We start from the raw sequence: 7,506 nt of genomic DNA on the forward strand, positions 1-7,506 counted from the left end.
GATCACGCTATCCCTCGCGCACTCTTCGCAAGGGACCATCCATGACTTACACCCTCATCACCGCGAACCGGAACTATTCGAGCTGGTCGCTGCGCCCGTGGGTGCTGATGAAGGCGCTCGCCATCCCGTTCGAGGATGAGCTTGAGCCCTTCACCATGCCGGTGAACTACGACGCGTTCCGCAGCTTTTCCCCCACCGGCCAGGTGCCCGCTCTGATCGACGAGGAGCGTACCGTGTGGGATTCGCTCGGCATCACGCTCTATCTCGCCGACCGCCATCCCACCGTCTGGCCCAAGGCCCCGGACGCCCGCGCCTTCGCCCAGAGCGCGGTATGCGAGATGCACGCGGGCTTCTCCGCCTTGCGCAATGTGTGCACGATGAACGTGGGCGTGCGCGTGAAGCTGCGGCCGATGAGCGGCGCGCTGGTGCGCGAGATCCACCGCCTGCGCGAGATGTTCGAGGAAGGGCTGGACCGCTTCGGCGGCCCCTGGCTGGCAGGCGCCGAGTTCACCGCCATCGATGCCTTCTACGCGCCGGTTGCCTTCCGCATCCGCACGTATGGCCTCGACGTCGGCGGCGGGCAGGCCTGGGTCGATGCGATGCTCGCCCATCCCGCCATGCGCCAGTGGGAGGAGGAAGCCCTCGCCGAGACCTGGCGCGAGGAAAGCCACGAGGCTGAACTGGCCGAAGCCGGCGCGATCATCGCCGACTACCGCGCCCCTGCCTGATCCCATGCGCATCCTGCTGACGGGCTCTTCCGGCTGGCTGGGTCGGCATCTGGCACCGCTGCTGGCCTTGCGCAGGCACGAGGTGATCGGCCTCGACGTGGCGACGGGCGCTGCGACGACGGTGCTGGGTTCGGTGGCGGACCGCGCGCTGGTGTTCCGCACCGTCGCGGACCACGGGATCGAGGCGGTGATCCACTCGGGCGCTCTGCACAAGCCGGACATCGCGCGCTTCGGGCGGCAGGCCTTCGTCGACGTCAATGTGACGGGCACGCTCAACCTGCTGGAAGCGGCGATGGATGCGGGACACGCGCGCTTCGTGTTCACTTCGACCACCTCGCTGATGGTTCGCGACGACGTGCGCGCCGGGGCGGGCGAGCATGGTGCTTGGTGGATGGACGAGGCGTTCGGCCCGCTCGCTCCGCGCAACGTCTACGGCGTGACCAAGCGCACGGCCGAGGACTTGTGCCGCCTGATCGCGCACGAAAGCGGCATGGCCGTGGCGATCCTGCGCACCGGGCGCTTCTTTCCCGAGGATGACGACACCCATGTCGTCCCCTCCGGCCCCAACCTCAAGGCGAACGAGTTCCTCAACCGCCGCCTGACCGTTGGCGACGCCGCGCTCGCCCACCTTGCCGCGCTGGAGCGGATCGAGGGGTGCGAGACTTTCGTGCTCTCCGCCCCGCCGCCTTTCGCGCGCGAGGATGCAGCGGAACTGGCCCGCGATGCGCGCGCCGTGATCGCCCGTTACCATCCCGATGCTGCCGACCTCTACGCCCGCGCGGGCTGGGTTCTGCCCGAGCGGATCGAGCGCGTCTACGATCCCGCCAAGGCCGCGCGCCTGCTCGGCTGGCGTGCCGAAACCGATTTCGCCGCGATCCTCACCGCCCTGCGCGGCGGCACGGAGATGCCCTTCGCGCATGACCCGGAGTGGATTTCTCCGGTCCTCGGCGGTTTGCCTGCATAGTCTTGCGGCGGTCATCCAGTCGTGCGCATAACTCGCCCGAACTCTAATGGGAGAACATCCAATGGCCGACCTCGCCTCCATCCCGCTCACCCGCATTGACGGCAAGCCCGACACCCTCGGCGATCACGCCGGCAAGGTGCTGCTGGTGGTCAACGTCGCGTCCAAGTGCGGCCTCACCCCGCAGTACGAGGGCCTCGAGGCGATCTACGGCGAATACAAGGACAAGGGCTTCGAGGTGCTGGGCTTCCCGGCCAACGACTTCGGCGCGCAGGAGCCCGGCACGCATGAGGAAATCGCCGAGTTCTGCTCGATCAACTACGGCGTCTCGTTCCCGCTCTTCGCCAAGGCCGACGTTACCGGCGAGGCCAAGCAGCCGCTTTACGCCGCGCTGACCGAGGCGGTGCCCACCAAGCAGGGCGACGTCGAGGGCATGAAGGAGAAGTTCAAGGGCTACGGCATGACCCCGAACGACGACCCCGAAGTGCTGTGGAACTTCGAGAAGTTCCTGATCGCGCGCGACGGTTCGGTCGCTGGTCGCTTTGCACCGGGCACCGCGCCGCAGGACCCGCTGCTGGTGGGTGCGATCGAGGCTGAACTGGCGAAGTAAGCGGAAGGAAGCCCACCCCCAGCCCCTCCCGCAAGCGGGAGGGGAGAAGAGGGGAGCGCCCTCCCGCTTGCGGGAGGGGCGGGAGGCTTGGCAGCTTGCTGCTTAGCCGGACGGGGTGGGCCGAAAGCCCGCCCCTCAATCCCCCACCAGCACGAACGCAGCCCACGTCGCAGGATGCGCCCCGCCCGGCACGTCGTGTGCCTTCAGCACCTCGACTTGCGCGCGCCGCAGCGCCTCCGCCCGCGAAACCTTGCCATGCGCTCCTTCGAGCGTGCGCAGCGTCAGCCGTCCGGCCACGTCGTCGCGCACCGGCCAGTGCGAGAGCAGCAGCGCCCGCGATCCCGCCGAGATGAAGGCCCGGGCGAGCCCCGAATAGGTCGGCGCATTCTCGCTGTCGCCCGCGCCGGTGTCGCAGGCGGAGAGGATCACCCAGTCCGCATCGAGGCGCAGCCGCGCAATCTCCGAGGCGGTCAGCAGCCCGTCGTCGAGGGGCGTCGCGAGCTTGGGCGGGGTCATGACGAGGGCCGGCTCCACCAGGCCCCGCAAGCCTCCGCCGACGAGGCCGTGCGTCGCAAAGGCGATCACCCGCGCCTGGTCGAGAGGGGCCTGCTTTACCGCCGCCTCGGTTGCCTGCGGGCCGATCAGGAGCTGGCTGTCGCCCGCGAAGTGACTGGCCATGGTGCGCAGTTCACGCTCGGCATCGGGCAGGCTGCCGAGCCGGGCAAGCGATTCCACGCTGACGTCGCCCACTTTGAGCGCCGAGGCGGATCGCGTCGCCAGCATGGTCGGCGGTCCCAGCAGAGGGGCGCCGATGCCCGCGAAGGTGGCTGTTCCCTTTCCTGTCTCCGCCTGCCGGGGCAGGGGATCGGCGCGGATCATCACGCTGGTGGCAAGATCGCGGGCCAGCCAATGCGTATTGCGCAGAGCCTGAGGATCGGTGTCCGCGCCCTCGGGCGTGCGCGTCACCAGTGCAGCGAAAGGCAGGGTGGCAAGGCTGCCGGGGGCGAGGATTTCCAGTTCGCGCACCGATCGCAGCGCCTTGCGGACAGGGGCCGGGAAGATCAGGCGAAACAGTTCGAACGCCGCCTGCCGGTCGAACCCGGCACGGCCTTCGTCGAGCAGGCCGTTCTCGATCGAGGCGCGCAGGCGCTGCTGCAGCTGCATCAGGTGCCGCCCCGAGACCTCGGCATCGCCCGAGACGACACCATCATGCGAGACCAGCTGGGTCACCAGACCGCCTTCGTCGGCGCCGACGAGCAGCAGCGCCTGCCCGCGCTTCAGCCGGGCGCGGGCATCGGCGAGGCGCGCGGGCTCGACGGCGGTGAGCGAACGGTAGCCCGGCACCAGAGCGGCAAGGCGCGCGTCCGCTTCGCGCGCACGCGCATCGCTTTCGGCGACTTTTGCTTCGAGGTCTGCGATGATGGCGCGATCCCCGGCGATCAGCGCGCGGTCGAGGCGCTTGCGCAGCTGTCGCCCCTCTGCCGCGAGGGTGAGGTAGCTGCGGATCGCCTCGCGCGCCTCGGGGCCATAGTCGTCCCGAAGCGCGGCGAGCGAAGAGAAGGCCCCCTGCAGGTCGCCAAGGTTGGCCATCTGCAAGGCGTCGAAGGCGCGGTCCGGCGCATCGGTGTCGATGGCGATGCGGGCCAGTTGCATGAAGGCGGCGCGCGATTCGGCTGCCATCGTCACGACGTCGCGCCGGGCGGTAGCGCGGTCGAGCAGGCGGGTCCGCAGCGGCGCCAGCGCGTCGGTCAGGGTGGCCAGAGCCTCGGCATTGCGACCCTCCCTGACGGCGATGCGGGCGGCCAGCGACGCTGCGGTGAAGCGCCGCTTGTTCGTCGGCCCGGTCCCGGCGAGGAAGCCCTTGCGCGCATGATCGAGCAGGGGCCGGGCCTCGTCCACCCGCCCGGCGCTGACGAGCGCGGAGGCGAGGTTGTACTCGGCGGTCAGCACCGCCAGGTCTTCCGGCGAAGCGGAATAGCGGCGGGCTACGGCCAGCGCCTTTTCGCGCAGGGCCAGGCCGCGCGTCTGGTCGCCCTCCCACTGGGCCATGCGCGCCTGCTGCCCGATCATGGTGGCGAGGCTGTTGGCCTGGATGCGATCGGGGTTGCCCTCGAAGATCGCCACCGCCTTGTCGTAGAGCGGCCCGGCTTCCGCGCGCATTCCTGCATTGTCGAGCGCGAAGGCGAGGGCGTGGAGCGAGAGCGCCAGCTTCGGGTCGTTGGCGGGCAGGATCGCGCGGCGCTTTTCAAGGGCTGCACGCAGGATCGGGATCGCCTGCGCGTACTGGTCGGTCTCGGCGAGGATCGCGCCCAGTTGCTGCACGGCCTGCACGCGCACGCGGTGGTTTTCGGGCAAGTGTGCTTCGGCCCATGCCAGCGCTTCGCGCGCGGTGAGAATTGCGCTGTCGCCGTCGGAAACGTTGAGCTGCAGCGCGCTGAGGCTGATGCCGTATTCGGCCGGGCCGTCGAGGTTCTCCCCGGTGGCCAGTGCGTGGGCGCGGGCGATCGCCAGCGCCTCGGCGATCTTGGGAATGGCCGCCCCTTGCGCGCCGCGCAGGTAGTCGAGCAAGGCCATGCCGTAGAGCGCTTCGGCATATTCGGGGCTTTGACGGCCGCCCAGTTTTTCGGCGAGGTTCAGTGCACGGGCGGTATAGTCCTGCGCCTCGTCCAGCTGGCCCAGGGCGCCGAGTTCCGAGCCGATATGCAGCAGCAGGCTGGCCCGCTCGGGCGTGAGCGGGGCCTTGCGGGCGGTGAGGCCGGTATCGACGGCGCGCAGCAGCGTCAGCGCCTCCTCGGTCCGGTCCAGCGAGGAGAGTGCCCTCGCCTTCACCGCCTGCGCATAGAGCAGGTCCACCGGATCGACGCGTGGCGCGGTTCCCGCGCGGGCGAGCACCGCATCGACGTGGCGCAGCGCCGCTTCGGGATCGCCGCCGGTATCGTAGCCGCGCAAGTCGCGCAGTTCCGAGGGCGAAGGGGCTGTCGGTGTTGCCGCAAGGACCGGTGCGGGGGCGGTAACTGTGAGCACCGCCGCCAGGAGACCCCTCAGAACACCCGCGCACCGCGCCTCTTGCATGCCTGTCTCTGTTCCCGAGGACCAAACCTGTCCCGGCGCCGAAGCCTCCGCGCCAAGATGTTCAGGGGACGCGTTTTTTCGCCGTAATGCAATTCACAAGTGCTGTCATATCGCAGGTTGCAGTCCTTTAATCGGACCCTGTCGCCACGGGCCTTGCAGGGTCGGCTATCCACTCGCTCCAGGAGCCGGGATAGAGCCGTCCGGCGGGCAATCCCGCCACCGCCATGGCCAGCGCGTTGTGGCAGGCGGTCACGCCCGAGCCGCACTGGAGGATCGCCGGGGCCTCGCCCAGCAATGCGATAAATTCGGAGGCGAGTTCCCCGGCCGGGCGGAAACGGCCGTCGGCACCGAGGTTGTCGCGGAAGAAACGGTTGCGCGCGCCCGGGATATGCCCGGCCACCGGATCGAGCGGATTGGGGGTGCCGGCAAAGCGCGACGGATCGCGGGCGTCCAGCACTTTCGCGGCGCGCGTGTCGATGTTCGCGCGGACTTCGGCCGCGTTTACGGGGCCGGGCACGAGAGGATCGCCCGGCTCGAAATCGCCCGAGGCGGCGACTTGCGGGGTGCTCGTCTCCAGCGGCAGTCCGGCATCGACCCAGGCGGGCTTGCCGCCGTCGAGCACCGCGACGGGGGCGTGGCCCAGCCAGCGCAGCAACCACCACAGCCGCGCCGCCCAGGCACCGCCGTTGCTGTCGTAGGCGACGACCTGCTGGCCCTTGCGCAGTCCCTGCGCGCGCAGCCAGGCGACCATCGCCACGGGGGCGGGAAGCGGGTGCCGACCGTTGCTGCCGTCGGGCGGGGAGGCGAGGTCCTCGTCGAGATGGGCGTAGCGCGCGCCGGGGATATGGCCCTTCAGATAAATGTCATGCCCCTTGTCCGGAGCGCCGAGTTCGAATTCGCAATCGAAGATCAGTACGTCCGCGCCTGACGCGAGCATGTCCTTGAGCGCGTCGACCGCGATCAACGTTTCATAAGTCATCGTTGTCCTTGCCCTGTGGGCCACTGGAAATGTGTTGTGGTGAACGCAGGGACAATAGGCGTGACGAACACTATATGTCGATTGCTTAGATGTTACTTCGCATGTCGTTCGTCGAAAGAAGTCACGTGTCGAACAGGTGCATGTGGCGGGCTGACGGATAGGCGCGAAGGCTCGACGCAGGGACTGGATCGGGGTTTGCATTGCCGTCGTCCCGAACAGGCACGGGACGACCTGTGACGTCGCCGTGGCGGATTCTGCTTCTCTGCCACCAAGCACTGCTTCTGCGTGGCGCAATTCCCGGTAATCCTGCGCGCAAATCTTCGGGAGAGAATGCATGACGTATCGTGTTGCCATCGTCACCGGGGCCGCTGCCGGGATCGGCGCGGCCTGCTCGAAGCGGCTGGCGCAGGACGGCATCGCGGTGGGCGTGCTCGATCTCGACGAGGCGCGCTGCGCGGATACGGTGAAGGCGATCAGGGATGCGGGCGGCACCGCCATCGCGCTGGGCGCCGACATCTCCAACCGCGAACAGGCTGCCGCCGCCGTGGAGAAGTGCCGCGATGCGCTGGGGCCGATCTCGATCCTGGTCAACAACGCGGGCGTGACCGATTTCACGCCGTTCGAGGAACTGACCGACGAGCGCTGGGACTTCGTCTATGCGATCAACGTGCGCGGGCCGATGGTGATGACGCAGCTGGTCATCAAGGACATGAAGCACGCCGGCTGGGGGCGGATCGTCAACGTCTCGTCCTCATCGGCGCAGACCGGCGCGCTCAACATGATCTGCTATTCCTCGTCGAAGGGCGCGGTGGTGACGATGACGCGCTCCATGGCGCAGGAATTCGGGCCTTACGGGATTACCGTGAACAACATCCCGCCCGGATCGGTGATGGGCACGATCATGTCCGAGGCCAACCGCGAGCGCTTCCAGGTCCCGACCGAAGTGCTGCTCCAGTCCATCCCGGTACGCCGCATGGGCGAGCCCGCCGATATCGCGAATGCCTGCGCATGGCTGTGCCACGAGGCTTCGGGCTACGTCACCGGGCAGACCATCGGCGTCAACGGCGGCCGCGTGGTGAGCTGAGTCCTCGTCATTGCGAGCGCAGCGAAGCAATCCAGTGCGGTTTACGCGGCCCTGGATTGCTTCGCTGCGCTC

At 68.6% G+C, this 7,506-nt stretch carries 6 protein-coding genes; 4 read left to right on the forward strand and 2 right to left on the reverse strand.

Translation table 11 applies throughout. The features are described from left to right. Nucleotides 1–41 precede the first annotated feature (41 nt). The 3 genes from ACYPYD_RS15050 to ACYPYD_RS15060 all read left to right on the forward strand — a co-directional run bounded on the left by ACYPYD_RS15050 (nucleotide 42) and on the right by ACYPYD_RS15060 (nucleotide 2,299). Nucleotides 42–728 (forward strand): glutathione S-transferase family protein, encoded by a 687-nt coding sequence (locus ACYPYD_RS15050; protein ID WP_036531048.1) that lies wholly within the window; start codon nucleotides 42–44, stop codon nucleotides 726–728. Nucleotides 729–732: 4 nt separating this feature from the next. Continuing rightward, nucleotides 733–1,692 carry an NAD-dependent epimerase/dehydratase family protein gene (locus ACYPYD_RS15055; RefSeq protein ID WP_459663973.1) on the forward strand — a complete coding sequence of 320 codons (960 nt, stop codon included), beginning with the start codon at nucleotides 733–735 and terminating at the stop codon, nucleotides 1,690–1,692. A gap of 61 nt (nucleotides 1,693–1,753) precedes the next feature. Further along, nucleotides 1,754–2,299: a glutathione peroxidase gene (locus ACYPYD_RS15060; RefSeq protein ID WP_211150648.1), complete on the forward strand. Its 546-nt coding sequence runs from the start codon at nucleotides 1,754–1,756 to the stop codon at nucleotides 2,297–2,299. Between the two features lie 135 nt (nucleotides 2,300–2,434). On the opposite strand, the gene ACYPYD_RS15065 is transcribed toward ACYPYD_RS15060, so the two are convergent. After that, on the reverse strand, nucleotides 2,435–5,323 hold the full coding sequence (locus ACYPYD_RS15065) for a CHAT domain-containing protein (protein WP_459663975.1): 2,889 nt from the start codon (nucleotides 5,321–5,323) through the stop codon (nucleotides 2,435–2,437). 175 nt (nucleotides 5,324–5,498) lie between these two features. After that, a complete protein-coding gene (locus tag ACYPYD_RS15070; RefSeq protein ID WP_459663977.1) occupies nucleotides 5,499–6,350 on the reverse strand; it encodes a sulfurtransferase in 852 nt (283 codons plus the stop codon). A 334-nt stretch (nucleotides 6,351–6,684) separates the two neighbouring features. Here ACYPYD_RS15070 and ACYPYD_RS15075 point away from each other — a divergent pair, with 334 nt between their 5' ends. Then, nucleotides 6,685–7,434: an SDR family NAD(P)-dependent oxidoreductase gene (locus ACYPYD_RS15075; protein WP_036531055.1), complete on the forward strand. Its 750-nt coding sequence runs from the start codon at nucleotides 6,685–6,687 to the stop codon at nucleotides 7,432–7,434. Nucleotides 7,435–7,506 lie beyond the last annotated feature (72 nt).

The sequence above is a fragment of the Novosphingobium sp. 11B genome (assembly GCF_054589055.1).

What these genes read in the sequence shown, in the direction of transcription:
- ACYPYD_RS15070 (WP_459663977.1), bottom strand. Translation starts at nt 6,350, where the DNA reads ATGACTTATGAAACGTTGATCGCGGTCGACGCGCTCAAGGACATGCTC.
- ACYPYD_RS15055 (WP_459663973.1), top strand. Translation starts at nt 733, where the DNA reads ATGCGCATCCTGCTGACGGGCTCTTCCGGCTGGCTGGGTCGGCATCTG.
- ACYPYD_RS15060 (WP_211150648.1), top strand. Translation starts at nt 1,754, where the DNA reads ATGGCCGACCTCGCCTCCATCCCGCTCACCCGCATTGACGGCAAGCCC.
- ACYPYD_RS15075 (WP_036531055.1), top strand. Translation starts at nt 6,685, where the DNA reads ATGACGTATCGTGTTGCCATCGTCACCGGGGCCGCTGCCGGGATCGGC.
- ACYPYD_RS15050 (WP_036531048.1), top strand. Translation starts at nt 42, where the DNA reads ATGACTTACACCCTCATCACCGCGAACCGGAACTATTCGAGCTGGTCG.